Raw genomic sequence first — 22,328 nt, 5'->3', positions numbered from 1 at the left:
GCAAATTGTCGCAGCACGGTGCCAAACGACTGTCATGGCTCGAAAAAACGCGGGCGGCGCTAAGGCCGCACGCAGCTCAACCGTGGGGTGTGATCCCGCTTTCGCCGAGGGTGACCACATCGGTGATCCGCGCGCCGTCCCAGATATAGCCGAAATGCCGGCCCTGAACCGCGGGGGCGAGTACCGGCGTACGCATGACGGCCACACATTCGCCGCCGGGATCTCGCACGCTGGGATAGACGATGCCCGGCTCGCCGGCCATATACACCTGCACCCCGTAGCGCTGCGACTGGGCATAGCTGTCGCCATCGAGCAGCGGCAGGGCGGCAGGTCGATCGCCGCGCAGGTCGCGCAGATCGCCGTCGAGATCGACCCGATAGACCCGCATTTCGATGGTCATCGGCGGCTGCTGGCTATCGGCAAGAAACCGCTCGCGATGAAACACCGTCTCGCGTACCGCGGTGGCTTCGCTCTTCGCGGCATAGAAAACGCCGAAGCTGCCGTCGGAAAAACGCGAACCAGCCGGATTGACGTGGGTGAACGCCGCCATCACCGGCGTCGCGCCCGGGCCGGTCATACGCTCGTCGACCGGCACCCGCGACAGCTCGCCGACTTCGTCGCGCAGACGGTCGTTGGTGAGCGACTCGACCGCGAAAGTGGCTTCCAGATCGGCCGCGTCGGCGACACGATCGAACAATCCGCGCGGCGGAAACCGCGAGGGCACGAGCCGATAGCTGGGCTGCCAGCGCACACGCCGGCGCGCGAAATCGTCGACAGCCAGCCCACTCATGCCCAACCGCCCCGCTCGGCATCGAGATGACGCCGTACCACGGCCAGATCTTCGATATGCCCGGCAAGCATGCGCTCCAGCGGGGTCTTGCCGCCGAACAACGGGTTGTGGTTGGGCTGCTTGATCCAGCCATCGGCCGCATCGGCACGCGGCAGCAGCATTTCCAGGCTCTTGTAGATACCCAGTAGTAGCGACAAACGCTCCATCTGGCCGACGTCGAGGGTGATATTCGGGGCGCGCTTCCAACGCCGGTAGGTACTCACCGGCGTGCCCAGCAGGCGTGCCGCCTGAATATCGGTCAGGCCCCATTGCGTGGCGATCGCAAACCAAGTGCGCAACGCCCCGGGGCTGACCCGCCGCCGCAGCTCGGCGTCGTGAATATCGCCCGGGGCGGCCTGTTGGACAGCAGCAGATGTCATGACCGACTCCGATTAATCATATGATCACTTTATACTATTTTATGATCATTTGATACTTTCCATGCCGGCGCCACGTTTGGCCTCGATCCGCCGCTGTTCGATAATGCGCACCCGTTGCATGAGCCAGACAGTATTTATGAGTGCCGACACTATTCAGATCGATGCCCCGGACGGCAGCCGTTTCGACGCCTACCGCGCCCTTCCCGAAGCCGGCCACGGCCCGGCCGTAATCGTGCTGCAGGAGATATTCGGCGTGAATCGCCATGTTCGCGAGGTGTGCGATTTCTATGCCGAGGAAGGCTATGTCGCCATCGCGCCGGACCTGTTTCATCAGTTCGAACCGAATATCGAACTCGGCTACGCCCCCGAGGACTTCGAACAGGCATTCGGCTATTTCCAGAATCTGGATATCGAACGCACCATGGCCGATATCTCCGCCACCGTGGCCGCCGCTCGGGCGCTGGACGAAGTCGTCGCCGAACCCGGTCGTGGCGATGTGGGCGTCGTCGGTTTCTGCCTGGGCGGCAAGCTCGCCTATCTGGCGGCCGCCCAGTGTGATGTGGACTGTGCAGTCGGCTACTACGGCGTGGGTATCGACGAGTCTTTGCACCTGGCCGAGGCCATCGACTGCCCGATGGCGTTGCACTTCGGCGGCCTGGACAAGTTCTCGCCGCCCGAGACGATCGACAAGATCCGCAGCGTCTTTGCCGGCAACCCGGACGTGCAGATCTTCGTCTACGACAACGCCGATCATGCCTTCAACCGCTGGGGCAACGACCACTACAACCCGGGCGCGGCCCGATTGGCGCATACGCGCACGCTGGGTGTGCTGCGCGCCGCCCTCGGCCCGCGCTACGACCTGGCCGCCCTGGCCGATCATCACTTCGAGCTGGAATTCGCGGCCCGCGACGTCGACGAAACCATGAAGACCATGGTCGCCGAGCCCTATGTGAACCATGTCCCAACCATGACCGGCGGCACCGGCCACGACTATCTCAAACGCTTCTACAAGCACCACTTCATCCCGAAGAACCCGGCCGACCTGCAGATGAAGCCGATTTCGCGCACGGTGGGCGTGGACCGCATGGTCGACGAATTCGTGCTGTGCTTTACCCACGACTGCGAAATCGACTGGCTGCTGCCGGGTATCGAGCCCACCGGAAAATACGTCGAGATTCCTTTCGTGGCGATCGTGACCTTTCGTGGTAACAAGCTCTACAACGAGCATATCTACTGGGATCAGGCCTCGCTGCTGGTCCAGATCGGCAAGCTCGACCCGACTGGTTTGCCGATTGCCGGGGTGGAAACCGCGCACAAGCTGCTCGACAAGGAACAGCCCAGCAACGACCTCATGCCCAACTGGGCCACCAGTGCCGATCTCGACTGATGACGGCACATCGCGCGCCATATCGCCGTCGCCCTGAATCGACCGGAGCGCCGTAATGCTCGCCCGTGCCCTACCGTTGCTGTTCGTACTGATCTGGTCGACCGGCTTCATCGCCGCGCGGCTGGTCGCGCCCTATACCGATCCACTGACCTTTTTGTGTTATCGCTATCTGCTCACGATTGCCGCCTTTGCGGTAATCGCGATCGCGGTGGGCGCGCCCTGGCCGCGCGGTCTGCGCGCCTGGACGAACGCACTGGTCGCTGGCGTGCTGTTACAGGGTATTTATCTGGGCGGGGTGTTCTGGGCAGTCAATGACGGACTCCCCGCCGGCATCGCTGCGCTCGTGGTGGGCCTGCAACCGCTGCTCACCGCGGTGCTGGCCTTCCCGCTGCTGGGCGAAACGGTGGGCATACGCAAATGGCTCGGCATCGCCCTGGGTTTTGGCGGCGCACTACTCGTGCTGGAACCGCGTCTGGCCGTGGATATGGCCGATATCAGCGCCGCCCCGCTGCTGGCCGTGTTCGCCGCCATGTTCGGGATTACGCTAGGCACCATCTGGCAAAAACGCACCGGCTCGGCAGCCGATATCCGCACCAACGCCGCCGTACAGTTCATCGGCGCGACCATCGTCACCGCGCCGGTCGTGCTCTGGCTCGAAAGCGGGCGTTTCGAGATGACCTGGCAGGCCTGGACCGGCTTGCTGTGGTCATCGCTGGGGCTGTCGGTAGGCGCGATTTCGCTGCTGCTGTTTCTCATCCGCCGCGGCTCGGTGGCCAGCGTGGCCTCACTGTTCTATCTGGTGCCGCCGGTGGTCGCGATTCTCGCCTATCTGTTGTTCGACGAAACGCTCAATACGCTTCAGATCGTCGGCATGGGCGTGGCCGTGGCCGGTGTGGCGATTGCCAGTCGAAGTGGACCGGCGGCCAAAACCTAGCCAAGCCCATCGCGATACTCCGTGCATCATGCACGTGATAGCGTATGACGCCTTTCTCGTCCTGACTCGGAGCGATTCATGAAAACAGCTTTTCTCGGGCTCGGCACCATGGGCGCGCCCATGGCCCGCAACCTTCTGGCCGGCGGCGCGGACCTGACCGTCTGGAACCGTTCGCAGGCCCCGGTGGACTCGTTGCGCGAAGCCGGCGCACAGGCCGCCGATTCACCTGCGGCCGCGGTGGCCGATGCCGACGTCGTGTTCTCCATGCTCGCCGACGATGCGATCTGCGAACAGGTGACGGTGGAATCCGGCGCGCTGGCGGCGATGAAGCACGGCGCGATCCACGTCAACATGGCCACGGTTTCCGTACCATTTGCCAAGCGCATGGCGGCTCTGCACGCCGAACACGGGGTGGCCTATGTTGCGGCACCGGTGATGGGTCGAGCCGATGTGGCTGCTGCCGCCAAACTCAATATTCTGGCGGCTGGCGATCAACAGGCGATCGACACCGCCACCCCGCTGCTGGAAAAAATCGGCCAGAAGGTCTGGCCGGTGGGCGATTCGGCCGAAATGGCGAACGTGGTGAAGATCCAGGTCAACTTCATGCTGGCGGTGGCGATCGAGTCCATGGGCGAAGCCTGTGCCCTGGGCGAGGTCTACGGCATCGACACGGGCAAGTTCCTGGATATCGTCACCAACACACTGTTCGCGTGTCTGGGCTATCAAAGCTATGCAGGCCTGATTCGCGAATCCAGATACCGGCCGGCGAACATGCCGGCCACACTCGGTAACAAGGATGTGGGCCTGGCGTTGTCGGCCGCCAACGATCGTCAGGTACCGCTGCCGCTGGGCGGCGTGGTGCGAGACAGCCTCAACGAGATCATTGCCAACGGCGACGGCGACAAGGACTGGGGTGCCCTGGCCGAATACGCGGCCAAACGCGCGCGTATCGACCGTTCGCGGGAGCGTTCTTGACTCGCCAAGGAATAGCGTTAATTGTGTATGAGGTCGGCCGCGTTCATACAAGCATGCTGTCCGCAAATGAACGCCAAGAAGCGCAAATAAGGCATCAAAGCGCGAGATCGAAGTAACTGAAATCGGCGTCGCGGACCTGGTGCCGGTCTTTGTACATCAGAAATGACGTCACGGTGCCGGATTGTTAAGGCGTGCGCGATTACGAGCGAGCGCGAAGCAAACGCTCGAGCAGCCGGTCGGCCTCGGCCTGTAGCGAGGCGCGCTGGTCGGCCAGCTGGCGCCGCTCGGCTTCGTCTTCGAGCCCGTCGATGTTGGTATCCACGTTGATCAACACCATCGACAGACCGGCGTGGATGAGCTGTGCGCCGGCCCGGGCATCGCTTTGCAGCGCAGCCTTGATATCGCCTATGGCCTGTTCGGTGTATTCGAGGGCCTCGAGACAGCAGCGGGCCGTATCCAGCGGCACCTGATTGATGCGCTCCACAGCCTCTTCCAACTCCGCCTCCGAATCGCTCTTATCGTTGCGTTTCTTGGCCGCCAGATAAGCCTTGAAGGCGGCGATATCTTCGTCGGCATAGTCGCCGAGCTGTTCCAGCAGCCGCTGCGCCTGCGCGATCAAGCGCTGGGCTGTGCCATCGTCGTCGTTGGATTGCGTCAGCCGCAGCCCCTTGAGCACCAGGGCAAGACCGTTGGCCGCGGCGTTGGCCGCGACCGCGCCGCAGCCCGGCATGGCGCGGGACTGGATATCGTCTCGAAACGCGTCCAGCGTGATCTGCGTAATGGTTGATGTGGCCATGCCAATCGGCTCGTGTCGAATCAGATCGCCGAGTGTCGCACGGGCTGCCCGGCGCACCTCGCCCCGTGTCATCGAAACGCCAGCCATCTCTGATAGCGTGACGGTTCATTTCGAAACCGTAGAGCTACACGATGCTACGTATTGCCCCGTTCAAGCCCGATGTCGACTATGTCGTGCCCATCGAAATCGACGGCGAAATCAATTCCCGCGATTTTTCGAATGTGCTGTCCAAAATGGAAGAACAGCTGGCCAAGCACGACAAACTGCGCCTGTATGTGGAAATCAAGTCGCTGGGCGGCATGTCGGCGTCGACCGCGTTCAACGAACTCAAGGACGCGATCAAGCACTGGGAGCGTTTCGACAAGCTGGCCGTGGTGTCCGACGTGGAAGGCATTCGGACCGCCACCACGGTGATCGACAAGCTCTCGCCGAACACCGAATGCGAAACCTTTCGCTCGGCCGACCGCGACTCGGCCCAGGCCTGGGTGGCCTGAAGCCTGCGATGCGCCCGCGCCGGCCGGCGGCTAAGCCGGCGGCCGTGCGATCGGGTTGGCCAGCGTACCGGCAAACTGCAGATTACCGGCCGGATCGTCCAGATCGATCATCTGGGCGTTGTTGCGCAGTTGCAGCCGGTTAAGACAGGAGCGCTTGAACTCGGGCGCGAACAGGTCGTAGCGCGCGAACTTGTCGGCGAATTCCGGATGGGCGGCCTGATAGTCGTGCACGCAGTCGGCCACCTGCTGCCAGAACGCCTGCTGCGAATAGCCACGTTCGGTATGCAGAATCGCGCCGATGTAACGAAAGATCAGGTCGAACAGGTCGGTAAACAGGCTGAGCACCTTCAGCTCTTCGGGCACCTCGACCGATAACCGGGCAACCTCGCCGGGCAGCTCGACCTCGGTATTCATGATGCCGACCTCTTCGGCGATATCCTTCATGATCGCGCGTACCGGCACATTGTCTTCCAGCACTAGAATGATGTTCTCGCCGTGCGGCATGAACGCCAGATCGTGGGCGTAGAAACAGTGCAGTAGCGGGCTCATGTAGGCATCGAGATAGCGCGCCAGCCAGCTGTCGATATCCAGCGGTGAGGCATCGATGAGCGCGCCGATTACGGACGCTTCATCGGCGTCGCGATGCAGCAGCGCGGCCATGGTCATCAGGCGCTGACCCTTCTCGATCTGGTTGATCGGGCTTTCCCGCCAGAGCGCGGCCAGCATCTTGTTGTAGGCATCGGTTTTCGCCGCGGCCGCTTCGAACTGCGGGTGGCGGTAACCGATGGAGGCGACTTCGCGCAGGATGGAAAAGCCCTTGGTCTGCAGATAGGCATCGCTACGTATCAGCGTGTCGATCCAGTCGTTGATTTCGGGCGTGCCGCGCATGTAATACGGCGACAGGCCACGGGTGAAGCCCATATTCAGAATCGATAGCGCCATCTTCACGTAGCAACGCGCGGGGTGGTCGCGATTGAACAGCGTGCGTATCGATTGCTGGGCCTGGTAGGTATCCTGACCGAAGCCGAGATAAACCAGATGCCGGCTCGCGATCTCGCCGGCAAACAGATAGACCAGCTTGTTGTGCCATTGCCAGGGATGCACGGGCATAAGCAAATAGTCGGCGACATCCAGTCCGGCATCGGCCAGGCGCTCGGTGAACGCGGCATGGGTTGCGCCGTCCAGCTCGGCAGCCATATGTTCGGCGTAACTGCGGTCCGCGCTGCAGACGAACTCGGCACGACTGATATGGGCCGCGACCCAGACCAGCCGGATGGGGGCGGCGGCTTCCGGCGTGTAGGCACGATAGTCGATACTGTCGAATCCGATACGCCCGCTATTGGCCACGAAGGCGGGGTGCCCTTCGGTCATCGCCGCTTCGATACGCTGAAAGTCGCCGTCGACGAAATCGGCGGCCACCGGCCCGCCATGCGCGATCTTGTAGGCGATGCTGTAGAGCGTGGCGGTGATTTCTTCCAGATAGATGGGCAGCGCGGCCGGGCCGATGCCCAGCACGTCGCGCAGTTCGGTAACGAGCATGACCGCATCCAGGGCCGCGGGCACGTCGTCGACCGTCTTTTCCAGTGTGCCCGGTTCGATATGCCAGTGCTCAAGTTCGAGCACACGCGCGGCAAAGCGATACTGCACGCCCTGTTCGAGTGCCAGCGTATAGAAACCGTCACCGCCGGCCGCCAGCTCGGGCGTAATCAGCAATTCGTGGCTGAATTCGCTGAGCATCTTCGTGACCATGCGGGTATTGGCCGCACGCCAGGTACGTTCGTCGAGATGGGCGATGGCCTGTTCGGTGGCGGTGATGGGCATACGGGTCATCAGGCAGAATCCTTGGCTGTGAAGTCGCAGAGTGCGTCGCGGTAATCGGCGCGCGTACAGGTCGCAAACCAGGCGGTCTTGCCCGGCAATGCGACCTGACGGTGGTAGACGAAGCCGGCCCGACGGTTGATCGGATGAATCGCTTCGTTGGTGACGTCCGGCTCGACCACCACGCGCTCGACGCGCGCATCGCTGAACAGAAAATCCATGATCTGAACGAACACCGCCCAGGTGAATCCGGGGATGCGCTTGTCGGCCGGGGCGACCAGCACATGCATGCCGATATCGCCGGGCTGCACGTCGTAGTGCGCGCCGATGGCTTCGGCGGCCGGCGCGTAGCGCTCCACGAGAAACGTGGGCCGGCCCTCATGCAGGCCGATGAAGGCATCGAAATCGGGTGACGCAGCCAGCTCGACGAAATAGTCATGGACCTGCTGCGCATCCAGCGACTGCATGCCCCAGAAACGGGCATGGTCGCTACGCAGCCAGGCGTGGGCCGTGGGCACATGGCGCTCGATATCGAATGGCGTGATCGCCAGTTCGCCGATACCGGGAATCTGGCGCGCCTGAAGCACGGGGCTATCGCTCACGCGGGTTTCCTTGCTTGAAGTTGAAAAGATCGAAGTCGACCGATGTACGGGCCGCTCAAGCCGGGGCACGGCGTCGATCCGTGGCCGGCGCGCCGGGCGTATCCACCGCGAAATGCTGGAAGGCGATGCGCTGCTCGATCGCGTAGTGCTCGACGCCGGTCAACGCCCGCAGAATGCAGGCATTTCGATAACAGGCCATGCCCAGATCGGGCGTGACGAAACCATGGGTATGAATTTCGGCGTTCTGTACGAAGATCTCGGCGTTGTCGTGGTCGACTGCGTAATAACGTGATGCATCGAAACGCCCCTGGGCGTCCCAGCGGATACGATCGGCGATTCCGTCGATATAGTCCGGCACGCGATAGGCAAAACCGGTGGCCAGCACCACGCGCTCGCTGCGATGGGTGAAACCCGCGCCCTGCTCGTGCTGGAAGAAGTCCAGCTCGATACCGCCGCCATCGGCGCTATTGCGGGCATCGCGCAATTCCACATTCGCCTGCAGGCCGACATCCAGCGTGCCGGCCACGTCGCGTTCGTACATCAAGTCGTAGATGGCATTGATCAACGACTCGTCGATGCCCTTGTAGAGCGCCTTGTGTTCCTCGCCGAGCTTGTGGCGCCGGTGTTCCGACAGGCCATGGAAATAGTCGACATACTCCGGCGAGGTCATCTCCAAGGTGAGTTTGTCGTAGTTCAGGGCAAAGAACCGCGGCGAGCGGGTGAACCAGTCCAGCCGATAGCCGTGGCGTTCCTGCTCCAGCAGCAGGGCATGAAAGACCTCGGCCGCGCTCTGGCCACTGCCGACCACGGTGATCGAATCGCTGGCCTGGAGACGCTCGCTTGCCGGGCCGAATTCGCAGGCATGGATCGCGCGTTGGTCCAGGTCGCGACAGCACGCCGGCACATACCGATCGGGGCCGCTGCCGACCACCAACGCCCGGGCGTAGAGCGCACGTCGCTCGCCGCTGGCGGTATCCTCGAGGGTGAGCACGTAGCAGGCGTTGGCGTCATCGTAGTCGGTGGCCACCACCCGCGTGGCAAAGACGAGGTTATCCAGTCGCTCGGCGACCCAGCGACAGTATTGGTTGTATTCGCGCCGGAGCATGAAGAAGTTTTCGCGAATATAGAACGCGTAGATCCGCCCGGTCTGCTTCAGGTAGTTGAGAAAACTGTATTCGCTGGTCGGATCGGCTAGCGTGACCAGATCCGCCATGAACGGCGTCTGCAGGGTCGCGCCGTCGAGCAGCAGACCCGGATGCCAGTCGAAATGCGCGTTTTCGTCGATGAACACCGCGTCGAGCTCGTCGATGGGCGCGGCGAGTGCGGCCAGCCCCAGATTGAACGGGCCGATACCGATACCGGCCACGTCGTGGATGGGAGGTTGGCACTTATCCATGGCGGCGATACTCCGGGTTCGCGACCGGCGCGGCGTCGATCGATGTCGCGCCGGTTTCGGCGGCCATGCCGTAGGCCAGAATCAGATCGACGATTTCACCCATCTGCTCGACCGTGGTGGCCGGGTTGAGTAGCGTGAACTTGAGATAACGCCGGCCATCGACCTTGGTGGCCGCAATCATGGCTGCGCCGTCGCGGGCCAGCTGAGAACGAATGCGCGCATTGAGCGCATCCAGCTCGGCTTCGGAGGCGGTGAGACACGGCCGATAACGAAACACGATCGTGCTGAGTTCGGGCCGGTGCAACAGCTCCAGGCGTGGCTCGGCGAGCATGAGCTCGTAGGTCGCACGGGCCAGCGCCACCGCGCCGTCGAACGCCTCGCCGATGGCCTCCGCGCCCAGCGTACGCAGTGTCAGCCACAGCTTGAGCGCGTCGAAACGCTTGGTGGTCTGCAATGATTTATTGACCTGATCCGGTGTGCCGGCGGCTGCCGCTTCGACCGGGTTGAGGTAATCCGCATGATGGGTGATCAGCCCCAGGTCGGCGCCGCGGCGCACGATGAACGCACTACAGCTAACCGGCTGGAAGAACGCCTTGTGGTAATCCACGGTCAGCGAATCGGCGTTTTCGATACCGGCGCATTTGTGGCCGTGTCGGTTCGAAACCAGCAGCCCGCAGCCGTAGGCTGCGTCGACGTGCATCCATAGATGCTCGTCCCGGCAAACCGTCGCGATCGCATGCATGTCGTCGATGCTGCCGAAGTCGGTCGTGCCACAGGTGGCCGCGACCGCGATGGGAATATCGCCCGCCGCCCGACAGTCGGCGATCGCCCGCTGCAATGCCCTGGTATCCATACGCATGGCTTCGTCGCAAGCCACGCCCACCACTGCGTCGTGGCCCAGGCCGAGCAGTGCGGCGGCCTTGGACAGGCTGAAATGGCTGACTTCGGACACGAACACCCGTAGTCTCGCCGCTTCGCCCGGCAGGCCCTGCTTCTGCACCGTACCGTGGCCGTATTGGCGCGCGCACCAGCCGTCGCGCATGAGCAGCATGGCCATCAGGTTCGACTGGGTGCCGCCGCTGGTGAATACACCATCGGCCGCTGCGCCCAGACCGGCGCGATCGGCCGTCCAGGCAATGAGCTTTTGTTCGATGAATGTGGCCCCCGCGCTCTGATCCCAGGTATCCAGCGACGAGTTGATGGCACTGAGCACCACTTCCGCGGCGATCGAGGGCACCAGCACCGGGCAGTTCAGGTGGGCGGCATAGCGTGGGTGATGGAAATACACCGCATGGTCGAGATACACCCGACGTAGTTCGGCCAACGCCGCGCCCATGTCGTCACAGGTTTCATCGAGGTCGAGCTTTTCGAAGTCGGGCGCGAGTTCGCTGGGCAGAACCCCGCTATGTACACGCTTGGCGCGCCGCATGGCCGCGGCCACCGCGTCGGCGGCCTGATCGACCTGATCACGAAACAGGTCGAGATTGTGTTCGTTGAATACCTGCGCCCGGCGGGCGGTTTCGGCTGCTTCGATCGACTGTTCGCCGTGTATCGATGCCGGCTGATTCGAGGTGCGCAACACGCAGGCCTCCTTTTCGAGATAAAAACGCACGATCCCGCGCACGCAGGCTGCGCGGCCCTTCTCCCCTCGCTTTTATTTCGACATATCAGCGGCCCGTCATCGTCGCGACGACGGGCCACCTCATGAGTGGGTCAAAACCCTAGAACTGATAATCCAGCGTGGCGATCACCTCGCGGGCATAGCCGTAGTAGCAGTTGTTGGGGCTGAAGCAGGCCTCGACGTATTCCTTGTCGAATACGTTGTTGGCGTTCAACCGCAGCGTCGCCCCGTCAAGTGACGGCGCGAATTCGCCCAGCTTCACGCTGACCATGGCGTCGGCCAGGGTGTAGTCCGGCACTTTCACGTTGTTCGCGGCATCGGCATAGCTTTCGCCCACATAGCGCACGCCGGCGCCCACATCGATGGCGGAAGTCAGGTCGTATTTCGCCCAGGCGGAGGCCAGCTGATCCGGCGTACGGGTGAAGGTATTGCCGGCAATCACACCCTGATCGGGCACGCTGTCCTGATACTCGACATCGCTATTCGAGTAGGAGGCGATTACGTTGAGTCTGTCGGTGATATCTGCACGCGCGGACAACTCGATGCCTTTGGACTGTACGTCGCCCACGCTATCGAAGCGGGGCGGGCTCACGGCGAAACGCTGCAGCACGTTTTCCTGCGTGAGATCGTAGACCGCCAACGTAAACATCGCATCCACGCCGGGCGGCTGGTATTTCAGACCGGCTTCGTATTGATGGCTTTCCACGGGCGGCGCCACGCTGCCGTTGGCCGGCGTATAGGCCGTCGGGTTGAAGCCTTCGCTATAGGACACATAGGGCGACAACCCAAAGCGAGACTGATAGAGCAATGCAGCACGCCCGGTAAATGCATCGTCGCTACGATCGGCACGTTCGCCGCTGGTGCCGTTGACGTATTCACGCTTGAGATAATCCTGGCGCCCGCCCAGCACGAGATGGAACCGATTCCATTCCATCTGATCCTGCAGATAGAAGCCGACCTGGCGGGTCTTGCGATCATTGGGTGCAAGCAGGCTGTCGTCGTCGAGAATCGGGTCGCCGCCGTAGTTGGGGTCGAACGGATCCAGCGAGGTCGCCTGAAAGCCGCCTGCATAACGTACCGTGTTGTCGCGCTCTTCGTAGCCGAAACCGACAACCATACGATGCTCGATATCGCCGGTATCGAATGCGACTTCGCCGTAGTTATCGAAGCTCAGCGCCTTGAGATTTTCTTCGGCCCGGGAGTAGAAACGCGTTAGCGTGGCCGGCGGATCGCTGGGGTCGGCGGTGAAGCCGTTCTGATAAACCTGCTTGAGCGAGGTATCGACGTCGGAGTATCGACCTTTCGAAGTCAGCGTCACGTTGTCGTTGACTTCGTGATCGAGCTGGAACGAGAACAGGTTGATATCGCGGTCGAAATCCTCGTAGTTGCGTGCGCTATCCACCCATTCGTCATCCACCGTGCGGCCGAAGCGATCGCCGTTCACGCTGATGTCGTAGGGCACCGACCCATGGAAGCCACCTTCCGGGTCGCGCTGGATATAGGCCTGCAACAACAGCGAGGTGTCGTCGGCGAGATTGAAGCTGACCTGCGGCATGATCGTGAAGCGTTCGCGCTCGACCACGTCGTACTGGGTATCGCTGGTTTCGCCGCTGACCGTCACCCGGTAATTACCGATATCCGCGTTCGGCAAAGGCCCGGTCACATCGAGGCCCGCGCCGTAGGTACCGAAGCTGCCGCCGTAAACCCGGGCCAGGCCCTGCTGCTCGTCGAGCGGCTTCTTGGTGACATAGTTGACCAGCCCGCCCGGCTGGGCGCGCCCATACAGTGCCGAGAGCGCGCCCTTGATCACGTCGATGCGCTCGAGAAAGAACGGATCGATCTGGATGTTCGAATAAGCGCCCGGGTCATTGGCCAGGCGCATGCCATCGAGGAAAGTGTTATTGATATCGCCGCCGGGAAAACCGCGCAGTGCGATGGTGGTCTGGCGCGACGACGAGCCCGCCAGACCGGTGAATACGCCGGGCGTATAGCGCAGCGCATTGTTGATCGTGCGCGCGCCCTGATCTTCAACCTGCTCACGCGGAACCACGTCGATGGCCTGCGGCGTTTCGATCAAGGGCGTATCGGTCTTGGTCGCCGCGCGCGTGGCATCGGCGGAATAGCCGGTGGTGGGCGCGTCCGCACTGTTGATCGCCTCGCCTTCGACCATCAGCGGGGCCAGCGTCTGCGAACCCAGGCGCTGATTCCTCGCGCCATCGTTGCTGCCGGCATCGATCGTGGGCAGCGATTCGACGGCGCCGTCGGCGTTTTCAGAATCACCCGACTGCGCGAACGCGCTCGCCGGTAACACCGATATCCCGAGGCCGAGCGCGCTACAGACGGCGATATGCACCCAGAACCGGCGGTTGATTTGCGCGTGTGCTGCCTTGTGTTCGAAATCCGACATTCCCCACGTCTCTCCCTGACGAAATGAACCCGGTGCCACAGTCGAATTACGCGACACACTTGTTAATGAGAATGATTGTTATTCATATTATCGATCCCGTCAATGAAACTGGCATGACAGTTTCGCCCGGGCACAAAAAAGCCTGGACACAGACGATGCTGTGTCCAGGCTTGGGGAAAGCCGCTGTTGAGCCGCGGTCGCTGGCAGCTTGGCTGCCTTAGGTATTGAGAATGACCCCGCCGTTGAGATGCAGCGTCTGGCCGCTCATGTAGGACGACTCTTCACAGGCCAGATAGACATAGGCCGGAGCGATTTCACTGGGCTGCGCGGCCCGATCCATGGGCACCTGGCCACCGAAGTGGGCGGTTTTTTCAGCGTCGAAGCTTGCCGGAATGAGCGGCGTCCAGACTGGGCCGGGCGCGACCGCATTCACGCGTATGCCACGCCCGACCAGCGACTGGGCGAGCGAACGCACCAGCCCCTGGATCGCGCCCTTGGTGGCCGAATAATCGATGAGCGTATCGTTGCCCTTGAAGGCATTCACCGACGACGTGGCGATGATCGTATCGCCCCCGCCCATCTGCGCCGATAACGCCTTGCACAGATAGAAGTGGCTGAAGATGTTGGTCTGGAAGGTGCGCAGCAGCTGGTCGTCGGGAATCTCGGTGATATCGTCCCAGTCGTACTGCTCAGCGGCATTGTTGACCAGGATATTCACGCGCCCGAACGCGGCCAGCACGTCGTCGGCCAGCTGATAACAGAACGCGGGATCCCCCACGTCGCCGGCATATACCGTACAACGCGCGCCGCGGGCTTCGACCAGGCGTTGCGTCTCGGCGGCATCGTCGTGCTCTTCCAGATGCACGATCGCCACATCCGCACCTTCTGCGGCGTAATGCACCGCGACCGCGCGCCCGATGCCGCTATCACCGCCGGTGATGAGCGCGACCTTGCCCTTGAGCCGATCCGTGGCCCGATAGCTATCACGGATATATTCCGGCTCGGGCCGCATGGCCGACTCGTCGCCGGGCTGTTCGGACTGGGACTGCTTGGGCTGCTTCTGATCACTCATGGCGGCAGAACTCCTTGGGGATAAACGCTCCCGACTCTAGTTCTGCCGCCGCGGTGCAACCATCCGTTTAAATGCCGAGACGCCAGGCGCTGGCGTCCTGCGGCAGGGCCCTAATGGAAAATCGCGACGTTCTGGCGACCCACCACGATCGGCTGGCCGGCATGATTCCAGACCCGCATGGCCTGCGAGGAATAGCCATCGGCGCTGTGCTCGGCCACGCTCTGGCTCAACCACCAGCCGTTTTCGGTACGCGGGTCGTCGTCAAGCACATCGAACATCCAGGTCATGGTGCTGATCGGCGCCAACTCGCTGAAACTGGCCATCGCCGCCGGCGGCAACGCATCTGCCAGGGCCGCCAGGCCCACCACCACCGGGTCGATTTCAGCGTCCCGGTGGCGTAGCCAGATGACATATTCGGGATTATCCGATCCGCTGACCGGCATCGAGCCGCCGGCGAAACGGCCTTCGAAATGCTGGGTGAAATTCGGGGCGGTGCCGCCGGCGCGCTCGAAGAACGACTCACACGCATCGGGGTCAGCCACTTGCGGCGCGGGAAGATCTGCCTGGGCCACCTTCGAATCCCGGGCCTTGCCGAAGCAGAAAGTAGCCCGCGCGGCGATCTTGTCGTCGCTGAGCATGTCGACCGTAATGAACGCCGTGGACTTGCCCTGGCGCACCACCACCGGGCGCAGTGCCACATCGGGCCCCGCCGGGCCGATGAAACTCAGCAGCGCGCTACGCAGGGGCGGCAAGTCCCGGCCATGCTGCTCGTAGATCGACTGCAGACACAGCGCCGCGGTCAATCCGCCGTAAATGGCGCGCCCTTGCAGCCAGTCATCCGGCACATGAACACGACAGACATCGTCATCACAGGTCATGCCCGCCAGCAGTTGCGATAGCGGCGTACGCGCATCGGCATCGGTCATCTTCGAAATCCTTGCACAAATCAAAGCGCAAAGATTAGCGCAATACGCTAGCGTATGGAAAAGTAGCGGATGCTGTCAGGCGCGACAGGACAACAACGTGCGCTGCATATCGGCCAACGTGGGGAAATAGTAGTCGGGCGCTTCGGCCTCGAGTTCGGCGCGACTGCCATAGCCGTAGCCCACCGCCGCGTTGGCCACGCCGTTGTGGCGCGCCCCCATGAGATCGAACGACCGATCGCCGATCATCAGCGCATCGCCGGCCGCGATCTTCTCTTCGCGCAGGATATGCGCGATCAGGGCATGCTTTTCGGTACGCGTGCCGTCCAGTTCGCTGCCGTAGACACTGCAGAAGTACGAATCCAGCCCGAAATGCTGCACGATCTGGCGCGCATAGAACCAGGGCTTGGAGGTTGCGACGAACAACTGGCGACCACTGCCCTTCAACGCGGCGAGCAGTTCGACAATGCCCTGATAGAGCCTGTTCTCGTACATGCCGCTGCGCCCGAATCGCACCCGATAATCGTCGACCGCGGCCTGCGCCTGCACCGCGTCGAACCCATAGAATTCGATGAACGATTGCTTGAGTGGCGGCCCGATGAAACATTCCAGCCGGGCCAGATCGTCGACCTGAACGCCCTGACGGGACAACGCATACTGCACGCAGCGCGTGATGCCTTCACGCGGATCGGTGAGCGTACCGTCCAGATCGAAAAGCAGAACCTTATGGCGCATAAACGAAACTCTCTCCTGGCCCTCGCACCGTATTATCGCTTGCGCGCCGCGAATGGCTCGCGACGCCTATGAAACATATGCAAGAACCCGGCCGCCCGCGGTCTAGCGCAATCGCGATGTTGCTAACCGTCGTGCTGCTCGCGTCGCTGGCCGGCTGTGCCAGCGTGCAAAACCAAGGCGCGATCTATCAGCGCGGCGAGGCGGCCTATTACGCAAGCGCGTTCGACGGGCGCCGCACAGCCAGCGGCGAGCGCTTCGATTCGCGCCGTCTGACCGCCGCCCACCGGAGCCTGCCTTTTGGTACCCGGGTGCAAGTCACCAATGAGAACAACGGCCGCCATGTCGTTGTGACCATCAACGACCGCGGGCCCTATACGCGCGGACGCATCCTCGACCTGTCGCGGCGCGCGGCTGAACAAATCGGCATGATTCGTAGCGGCATCGCGCCCGTCACGCTGCGGGTGATCGACTAGCGGATATTCCTAGAGTTGTGCGGCCGCATGCCGGCCGGCACAGCGCCCGGAAAAGATGCAGCCGCCCAGGAATGTGCCTTCGAGCGCGTTGTAGCCGTGATAGCCGCCGCCGCCGAAACCGGCGACTTCGCCGGCCGCATACAGGCCGGGAATCGGCTGGCCTGATCCATCGAGCACCTGCCCGTCGAGATTGGTATGCAGGCCGCCCAGCGTCTTGCGGGTGAGGATATGCAGACGCACCGCGATCAGTGGGCCGTTGGCGGCATCGAGCAGCTTGTGCGGCGTGGCGGTACGAAACAGCTTGTCGCCCAGATAACGCCGGGCGCCGTGGATCGCGGTGATCTGCGCATCCTTTGAATAGGCGTTGTCGATCTGGGCATCGCGGGCCACGATCTGGGCTTCGAGCGCAGCGCGATCGATCAGATCGCTGCCGGCCAGCCGGTTCATGCCCGCCACCAGTTCGTCGAGGTTGTCGGCCACGACGAAATCCTCGCCGTGCTGCTTGAACGCCTCGACCGGCGGCGGCGCGCCTTTCGACAGTCGGCTCTTGAGCACTTCGCGCCACTGCTGCGAGGTCATGTCCGGATTCTGTTCGGAACCCGACAGGGCAAACTCTTTTTCGATGATCTTCTGGGTGAGTACGAACCAGGAGTAGTCGTAGCCCGTTGCCAGAATTTCGCGCAGTGTGGATAGCGTATCGAAGCCCGGCAGACAGGGGGCGGCCAGACGCTGGCCGGTCGCATCGAACCACAACGAAGACGGCCCGGGAATGATACGAATGCCGTGCATGGGCCAGATCGGATCCCAGTTCTTGATGCCTTCGGTGTAGTGCCACATGCGATCGCTGTTGATAATCGCCGCGCCCGCGTCACGGCTGATATCGAGCATGCGTCCGTCCACGTGATGCGGCACGCCCGAAATCATGTGCGCCGGCGCCGGCCCCAGTCGTTCGACCGGCCAGTTGGCGCGCACGCGTTCGTGATTGCCGCCGATGCCGCCGGCCGTGACCAGCACCGCGCCGGCGCTGAATTCGAATTCGCCTTGGATGTCGCGGCTGGATTGCTGGCCCCGCTCGACCGTGCTGGGCGCGAGGACCTCGCCGGCCACGCCGGTGGCCGCGCCGTCGGTCATGATCAGCCGGCTGACCTGATGCCGGCACTTGAGCGTGATCCGCCCGCTTTGCATGTGTTCGCGCACGCGGCGTTCGAACGGCGCCACCGTGCCGGGGCCGGTGCCCCAGGTCAGATGGAAACGCGGCACCGAGTTGCCGTGCCCGCTGGCCAGTGAACCACCCCGCTCGGCCCAGCCCACGACCGGAAACCAGCGCATGCCCTGTTCGTACAACCAGGGCCGCATTTCGCCCGCGGAGAATTCGATGAACGCCTCGGCGACCTTGCGCGGCCAGTAGTCTTCGTCACGGTCGAAGGCGGCCGAGCCCAGCCAGTCATTGAGCGCGAGTTCGGGGCTGTCCTTGATGCGCATACGCCGTTGCTCGGGCGTATCGATCATGAACAGCCCGCCCAGCGACCAGAACGCCTGGCCGCCGACCGAGTTCTCGCCTTCCTGTTCGACGATCAAAACCGACTTGCCGGCATCCGCCAGCTCAGCGGCTGCGACCAGCCCGGCCAGCCCTGCGCCGACCACGATACTGTCTGCGTCTTTCGCCATTCGCTGCCCCTCGTCCCGCACTATTTTTTATCTGGTCCGAGTGTAGCCACCCGCTCTAACAGCGGCTAGTCGACACGGATAGGTAAATTTCTAGTCACGTGCGATCAGCCAATCCGCGATCTCGCCCCAGGTTTCGGCCAAGGCCGTTTCGCTGGATACGATGCCGACGTGCCCGCCCTTGATCGTACGGCAGGTTACATCGTCGCTGGCCACGAAGCGCGTCATCGCCTGGCTGCAGGCGGGCGTGACGATCGGATCGCCGCGACCGCTGATATTGAGAATCGGTGCCTGCACGTCCGACAGGTCGGCGGGCGGATCGGGCATGGGCAGATGGCCTTCACCCAGCACGTTGTCGATCCACAGATAATCGATGAAATCAGCCACTACACCGCCCGGGTAGGCCACCATGTCGTCGAGAAACGCGGCGTTGGTGGCGTGATTGCTGACGTAGTCTTCGTCATGCAGATTCGCTAGAAGGCCCATATAGCTGCGAATCGCGGCACTCGGACTCGTGGCCTTGAACACTAGCGAGTTCAATACACCCGGCGAGCGCAATAACGATGTGGGCAGGCCATGCGCGCTCAGCCCGGTCTTGTCGTGGGTCCAGTGCCCGGCCCGGGCCAATGCCTTGTAGCGCTCGCCGAGCACGCCGTTGTCGTGGTAATCAACCGGCGCGCCCACGAGCACGAGATTGGCAATGCTGTCGGACGCGATCGCGGCATGACAAAGACTGAACAGGCCGCCGAAACTCCAGCCGTGCAGACTCAACCGCTGCACGCCGCTGTGCGCACGCACACGATCGAGCGCGGCCGGCAACAGCCGATCGAAGTAGTCCGCCAGATGCAGGTCATCCTGGCCACGGCCAGGCCGGCCCCAATCCACGAGATACAGCTCGAAGCCGCGTGCGCGCAGATACCGGACCAGGCTGCGCTCGGGGAACAGATCGTAGATAAGCATGTTCACCGCCAGCGGCGGCACGATCACCAGCGGCGTGCGTTGTGTCGTCTGGGCCACCGCGACGCGGCTGCCATCGGCGAGCACGATTTCTTTCTCGGCCAACGGCGGGTAATAGCGCAACGACACCAGACCGTCGTCGTGAATGATCTCAAACGGCGTCTGGCCAGCCTGCACGAGCGCCTGCCGGTCAAAGACACGCTGTCGCAAATGCCGTATCCGCGCCCGGTTACGGTCGAACTGGCGGCCGATACGCGTAGCGGCGGTGGATAACAAGGACATGGACAAACGCGCCTCGATCTCGAAAGGTACCGAGTCTAGGCGATTTTGCTGCGCCGCAACAACTCGCCCCGGTTGCGTTCGATCGCCTGGATCGGATTCCGGCGCAACGCCGATCTTCGTTTGAAACGTCGATCGGTCATACCAACCGTCCTCGCACATACAGCGACGGAGCCCGTCATGCAGTCCCGCACGCTCGGCAACAGCGGCCTGAAAGTTTCCAAACTCACCCTCGGCACCATGACCTTCGGCGGCGAAGGCTTCATGTCCAAGCTCGGGAATACCGGCGTCGATGATGCCCGCAAACTCATCGACATGAGCATTGATCACGGCGTGAATCTGTTCGATACCGCCAATATGTATTCGGCCGGCATGTCCGAGGAAATCCTCGGCAAGGCGCTGGGCGACAAGCGCAACGACGTGCTCGTAACCACGAAAGTGCGTTTTCCCATGGGCGACGGGCCCAACGAAGGCGGCCTGTCGCGCCTGCATATCCGCGAACAGATCGAGGCCAGCCTCAAGCGGCTGAACACCGACCATATTGATCTCTACCAGCTGCATATGTGGGACGGCACCACGCCTTTGGAAGAAACGCTGCAGCTCATGGACACGCTCGTCGGCCACGGCAAGATCCGTTACTACGGCATCTCCAACTTCTCGGCCTGGCAGGCGATGAAGGTGATGGCCGTCTGCGAACGCGAGGGCTTCACCAAGCCGATCAGCCAGCAGATTCACTACACGCCGCAGGCGCGTGAAGCCGAATACGAGCTCATGCCGATGGCTCACGACGCCGGTCTCGGCACGATGATCTGGAGCCCGCTCGCCGGCGGCCTGCTCTCCGGCAAGTATCGGCGCGACAAGGATGCGCCGGAAGGCACCCGCTTTTCCGAAGGCTGGCAGGAACCGCCGATCCACGACGAAAAGCGTCTGTTCGACCTGATCGAAACCCTGGTCGAGGTCGGCGATGCCCACGGCGTATCCGCGGCCCAGGTGGCCCTGGCCTGGATCACCGAACGCCCGGGCGTGACCACCGCCGTGATCGGCGCGCGCAAGGCACACCAACTGGAAGATAACCTCGCCAGTGCCCAGCTCGAACTCGGCGCCGACGAGCAAGCGGCGATCGAAAAGGTCAGCCGGCCGCATCTGGTCTATCCCTACTGGCATCAGGCCCTGAACGCGGCCGACCGCTTTGGCGCGGCGGACTGGGTGTTGCATGCCGATCACGCAGAGGATTATTCAGATTGATGATCCTGTGTCGCCACGCGACGCGAAACCGCAGGTTGGCCGGGCTTCCCAGCACCAATGGAGTCGCGGCCTCGGATCAACGCGGTTTGAATCAACGGTGCGGGTTCATTTTCACTTGAGGTTTCGCGCTGATGCGCGAGTGTCTTTTATTTGCTTGTCTGTACGGACCGGAGACATGGGTAACACCCGTGCCAGGACATGGGTAACAGTTTAGCGCGCGTTGCGTAGGTCGATCCGGGTCAGGTGGTGGTGGGCGAAATACAGCGAATAGCAGCCGTCGTTATAGGCTTACCGGTCGAAAGGCGACCGGTAAGCCACGTAGCGCGCAGGAGACTTTTACGATTCGCCCCTTGAAAGGCACGACGCCGTTGGCACGCACGGCGACAATCATATCGTCGGGCGCATACGTGATGGGCGCTAGAGTGCTCGGGAACGCACGCCCACTCGTGCGATAACGCGTGCTCGGGGTGGCCAGACCCAGTGAATCGTGGGGTCGTACGGTGTTATAGATTTCGCGCCAGTGATCGAATGCGCGCTGCAGCTGCGTTCGATCGGTGAAGGCGCGACCGTTGAGCACTTCACCAGCCAGCGCGCGATGAAAGCGCTCGTCCTTGCCGTTGGTCTGTGGATGAGCCGGGCGGCTGAAGCTGACACGGATGCCCAAACGCACCAACCAGATACTCAGCACGGTTAGCCCGCGCGAGTGACCCCGCGGGCTGCCCCAGGGCGAACCGTTGTCCATGTTCATTCGAACCGGTAAACCGTAGCGCCGGAAGGTGTCGGTCAATACCTTTTGCACCGTGGCGCTGCGCATGTCGGGAATGGCGCTCAGCGCCAGGTTATAGCGTGAGTGATCGTCCAGGACCGTCAACGGATCACAGCGGCCGCGGCCGAGCGCAATCGTGCCCTTGAAATCCATCTGCCAGAGATCGTTGGGCGCGTCGTGCTCGAAGCGTTGCCAGGGCTGGCTACGCGCCGCGTCGCGCTCGGGCATTAAGCCGTGTCGGCGCAGGATATGGGTGATGGTGCTGGGCGCCGGCACATCGGTATGACCGCGGTCGAGCAGCACCTGGCGCAACTTGCGCCCGCCCCAGGTCGGATAGCTGCGACGCAGCGCGATCACCGCCTGTTCGAGTGACGCATCCGTACGCGTGGGCGACGTGAGCGATCGGACAGTGGTTGTCCGGCCTTGGCACGGGCCAGCCACTTGTAAGCGGTCTTACGACTGATCCCGAAACGCCGGGCCAGCTCCGAGAGGTTCACGTCCTCGTTGCGGGCCAAAGCAATGAACTCGGTACGTAAGGTCATCGATGTGTGTTCCTTCCAGGGCATGAATCGGC

The 22,328-nt window shown here is 62.7% G+C and carries 20 protein-coding genes and 1 pseudogene; 7 read left to right on the top strand and 14 right to left on the bottom strand.

The window, feature by feature from the left end; genetic code table 11:
• Positions 1–76: 76 nt before the first annotated feature.
• Positions 77–790 (bottom strand): RES family NAD+ phosphorylase, encoded by a 714-nt coding sequence (locus tag T5B8_RS05905; RefSeq protein ID WP_353177052.1) that lies wholly within the window; start codon positions 788–790, stop codon positions 77–79.
• Positions 787–1,209 carry an antitoxin Xre/MbcA/ParS toxin-binding domain-containing protein gene (locus T5B8_RS05900; protein WP_353177050.1) on the bottom strand — a complete coding sequence of 141 codons (423 nt, stop codon included), beginning with the start codon at positions 1,207–1,209 and terminating at the stop codon, positions 787–789. Before T5B8_RS05900 ends, T5B8_RS05905 begins: the two co-directional genes overlap by 4 nt.
• Before the next feature lie 136 nt (positions 1,210–1,345).
• On the opposite strand from T5B8_RS05900, the gene T5B8_RS05895 reads away from it, so the two are divergent.
• The 3 genes from T5B8_RS05895 (at position 1,346) to T5B8_RS05885 (ending at position 4,505) form a co-directional block, all read left to right on the top strand.
• Complete coding sequence (locus tag T5B8_RS05895; RefSeq protein WP_353177048.1) at positions 1,346–2,596, top strand: dienelactone hydrolase family protein; 1,251 nt, start codon at positions 1,346–1,348, stop codon at positions 2,594–2,596.
• Positions 2,597–2,651: 55 nt separating this feature from the next.
• Positions 2,652–3,530: a DMT family transporter gene (locus tag T5B8_RS05890; protein ID WP_353177046.1), complete on the top strand. Its 879-nt coding sequence runs from the start codon at positions 2,652–2,654 to the stop codon at positions 3,528–3,530.
• 78 nt (positions 3,531–3,608) lie between these two features.
• On the top strand, positions 3,609–4,505 hold the full coding sequence (locus T5B8_RS05885; protein ID WP_353177044.1) for an NAD(P)-dependent oxidoreductase: 897 nt from the start codon (positions 3,609–3,611) through the stop codon (positions 4,503–4,505).
• 199 nt (positions 4,506–4,704) lie between these two features.
• Here T5B8_RS05885 and T5B8_RS05880 read toward each other — a convergent pair whose 3' ends face one another.
• Complete coding sequence (locus T5B8_RS05880; protein ID WP_353177042.1) at positions 4,705–5,301, bottom strand: cyclodeaminase/cyclohydrolase family protein; 597 nt, start codon at positions 5,299–5,301, stop codon at positions 4,705–4,707.
• A 131-nt stretch (positions 5,302–5,432) separates the two neighbouring features.
• Between T5B8_RS05880 and T5B8_RS05875 the strand changes: the two genes are divergently transcribed.
• Positions 5,433–5,795 carry a SpoIIAA family protein gene (locus tag T5B8_RS05875; protein ID WP_353177040.1) on the top strand — a complete coding sequence of 121 codons (363 nt, stop codon included), beginning with the start codon at positions 5,433–5,435 and terminating at the stop codon, positions 5,793–5,795.
• Between the two features lie 30 nt (positions 5,796–5,825).
• On the opposite strand, the gene T5B8_RS05870 is transcribed toward T5B8_RS05875, so the two are convergent.
• The 8 genes from T5B8_RS05870 to T5B8_RS05835 form a co-directional block, all read right to left on the bottom strand.
• A complete protein-coding gene (locus T5B8_RS05870; protein WP_353177039.1) occupies positions 5,826–7,625 on the bottom strand; it encodes an IucA/IucC family protein in 1,800 nt (599 codons plus the stop codon).
• Positions 7,625–8,215 carry a GNAT family N-acetyltransferase gene (locus T5B8_RS05865; RefSeq protein ID WP_353177038.1) on the bottom strand — a complete coding sequence of 197 codons (591 nt, stop codon included), beginning with the start codon at positions 8,213–8,215 and terminating at the stop codon, positions 7,625–7,627. The genes T5B8_RS05870 and T5B8_RS05865 overlap by 1 nt, the downstream gene beginning before the upstream one ends.
• A gap of 55 nt (positions 8,216–8,270) precedes the next feature.
• Positions 8,271–9,611, bottom strand: coding sequence for a lysine N(6)-hydroxylase/L-ornithine N(5)-oxygenase family protein (locus tag T5B8_RS05860; protein WP_353177036.1), 1,341 nt, complete (start codon positions 9,609–9,611; stop codon positions 8,271–8,273).
• Complete coding sequence (locus T5B8_RS05855) at positions 9,604–11,190, bottom strand: pyridoxal phosphate-dependent decarboxylase family protein (RefSeq protein WP_502950781.1); 1,587 nt, start codon at positions 11,188–11,190, stop codon at positions 9,604–9,606. The genes T5B8_RS05860 and T5B8_RS05855 overlap by 8 nt, the downstream gene beginning before the upstream one ends.
• Before the next feature lie 142 nt (positions 11,191–11,332).
• Entirely contained in the window at positions 11,333–13,639 is a 2,307-nt protein-coding gene (locus T5B8_RS05850; protein WP_353177034.1) for a TonB-dependent siderophore receptor, read from the bottom strand.
• A 217-nt stretch (positions 13,640–13,856) separates the two neighbouring features.
• Positions 13,857–14,711: an SDR family oxidoreductase gene (locus T5B8_RS05845; RefSeq protein ID WP_353177032.1), complete on the bottom strand. Its 855-nt coding sequence runs from the start codon at positions 14,709–14,711 to the stop codon at positions 13,857–13,859.
• Positions 14,712–14,821: 110 nt separating this feature from the next.
• Positions 14,822–15,637 (bottom strand): thioesterase family protein, encoded by an 816-nt coding sequence (locus T5B8_RS05840; protein WP_353177030.1) that lies wholly within the window; start codon positions 15,635–15,637, stop codon positions 14,822–14,824.
• Between the two features lie 75 nt (positions 15,638–15,712).
• Positions 15,713–16,369, bottom strand: coding sequence for an HAD hydrolase-like protein (locus T5B8_RS05835; RefSeq protein ID WP_353177029.1), 657 nt, complete (start codon positions 16,367–16,369; stop codon positions 15,713–15,715).
• Positions 16,370–16,485: 116 nt separating this feature from the next.
• On the opposite strand from T5B8_RS05835, the gene T5B8_RS05830 reads away from it, so the two are divergent.
• Positions 16,486–16,842: a septal ring lytic transglycosylase RlpA family protein gene (locus T5B8_RS05830; protein WP_353177028.1), complete on the top strand. Its 357-nt coding sequence runs from the start codon at positions 16,486–16,488 to the stop codon at positions 16,840–16,842.
• A gap of 9 nt (positions 16,843–16,851) precedes the next feature.
• On the opposite strand, the gene T5B8_RS05825 is transcribed toward T5B8_RS05830, so the two are convergent.
• Positions 16,852–18,510: an FAD-binding dehydrogenase gene (locus tag T5B8_RS05825; RefSeq protein ID WP_353177026.1), complete on the bottom strand. Its 1,659-nt coding sequence runs from the start codon at positions 18,508–18,510 to the stop codon at positions 16,852–16,854.
• A 90-nt stretch (positions 18,511–18,600) separates the two neighbouring features.
• Positions 18,601–19,593, bottom strand: a complete 993-nt coding sequence (locus T5B8_RS05820) for an alpha/beta fold hydrolase (protein ID WP_353177025.1) — start codon at positions 19,591–19,593, stop codon at positions 18,601–18,603.
• Between the two features lie 12 nt (positions 19,594–19,605).
• On the opposite strand from T5B8_RS05820, the gene T5B8_RS05815 reads away from it, so the two are divergent.
• Together T5B8_RS05815 and T5B8_RS05810 are read left to right on the top strand one after the other, a co-directional pair.
• The gene (locus T5B8_RS05815) at positions 19,606–19,737 is read left to right on the top strand and encodes a hypothetical protein (RefSeq protein WP_353177024.1); all 132 of its coding nucleotides are present in this window, start codon (positions 19,606–19,608) and stop codon (positions 19,735–19,737) included.
• 186 nt (positions 19,738–19,923) lie between these two features.
• The gene (locus T5B8_RS05810) at positions 19,924–20,988 is read left to right on the top strand and encodes an aldo/keto reductase (RefSeq protein ID WP_353177022.1); all 1,065 of its coding nucleotides are present in this window, start codon (positions 19,924–19,926) and stop codon (positions 20,986–20,988) included.
• Between the two features lie 210 nt (positions 20,989–21,198).
• Here the strand turns inward: T5B8_RS05810 and T5B8_RS05805 are convergent.
• A pseudogene (locus T5B8_RS05805) lies at positions 21,199–22,320 on the bottom strand (IS481 family transposase).
• Between the last annotated feature and the right edge of the window lie 8 nt (positions 22,321–22,328).

The sequence above is a fragment of the Salinisphaera sp. T5B8 genome (assembly GCF_040361255.1).
Classification (GTDB): Bacteria; Pseudomonadota; Gammaproteobacteria; order Nevskiales; family Salinisphaeraceae; genus Salinisphaera.
This window is presented reverse-complemented; position numbering and strand designations above follow the sequence as displayed.